This window comes from Aliiruegeria sabulilitoris, assembly GCF_001558155.1.
Classification (GTDB): Bacteria; Pseudomonadota; Alphaproteobacteria; order Rhodobacterales; family Rhodobacteraceae; genus Tropicimonas; species Tropicimonas sabulilitoris.
Window position 1 is genome coordinate 1 of the sequence record NZ_LOAS01000018.1, and the last position, 911, is coordinate 911.

Annotated in this window: 1 protein-coding gene; it reads right to left on the bottom strand. The window is 55.5% G+C overall.

Going from position 1 to position 911, the window contains the following annotated elements:
• Positions 1–181: 181 nt before the first annotated feature.
• Positions 182–853: a hypothetical protein gene (locus tag AX756_RS15845; RefSeq protein WP_068313633.1), complete on the bottom strand. Its 672-nt coding sequence runs from the start codon at positions 851–853 to the stop codon at positions 182–184.
• Positions 854–911 lie beyond the last annotated feature (58 nt).

Below are 911 nucleotides of genomic sequence, written 5' to 3' on the forward strand. Positions count from 1 at the left end.
ACTCTATAATCACTTATAATCAATTATATATCCATTATTTCTCCATTAGATAGAAATCTGGAGTAGCCCCTAGGGTTTGAGTCATGAAAATAAGGGGTTTGAGGACGATGGGGCAGGTGTAGCCCCCCCCGTAACCCCCGTAACCTCAAGCACGTTTTGACCCTCTAGGGGCTACGGGGGGCTACGGGGGGCTACGGGGGGCTACGGCTACCGATGGTCCGTTTTCGAGCCAGTCCTTGATCTTTTTCGCCTTGCTCTGGTCGGTCTCGATTATGACTCCGCGGCGCTGACGACCGTTGAATTTGTGATTGCAAGACCCTCTGCCATCGGCCGACATCTCCCGAAGAATATCGGCGGTCTTGTAATTCAGCGTGCCCAGCTCGCCCCACTGGACAGCCCCTTCCAAATACTCCTCCAGCAGCTTCGAAGCGCCGAACACCAAACCGACAAGATCATGCTCTCTGACAGTGACGTGTCCGTTTCTCTTGACCCAGGCCTCGAAGTCTTTGGCGATCTCGGGGATTGCGGCATCCACAAGCCCATAGGTATTCGCGATCCCGTGGGAGTCGTGGAAGCTGACAAGGGCGGTGCGGGCGGCGGCGGCGGCGCCGTTACGTCCCAGGGCAATATACCCATCAAACAGGCTGTTCAGGGTCTTGCCCATGTAGTTCCTCAACGATGCTGCGTAATTGTCCTTTTCGATATAGACGGGGCGCGTCGTCACGTTTCCGCCGGCTTCGATGAGGTTCATGCGGTTGGCGAATTGCGATTCAACACCGTGCTCACCCGCGAGCGATGCGACAGTCTCTGCCGAAGTGAAGATCTTGCAGAACAACTCCACCGTCGACGACATGCCAAACTTCGGAGCGCAGCTTCTACTCGAGAGCAAATTTCAAGAAGAACCGCGCCGC

Bases quoted from the DNA above. Each gene is read 5' to 3' on its own strand.
- AX756_RS15845 (WP_068313633.1), bottom strand. From the start codon at position 853: ATGTCGTCGACGGTGGAGTTGTTCTGCAAGATCTTCACTTCGGCAGAG.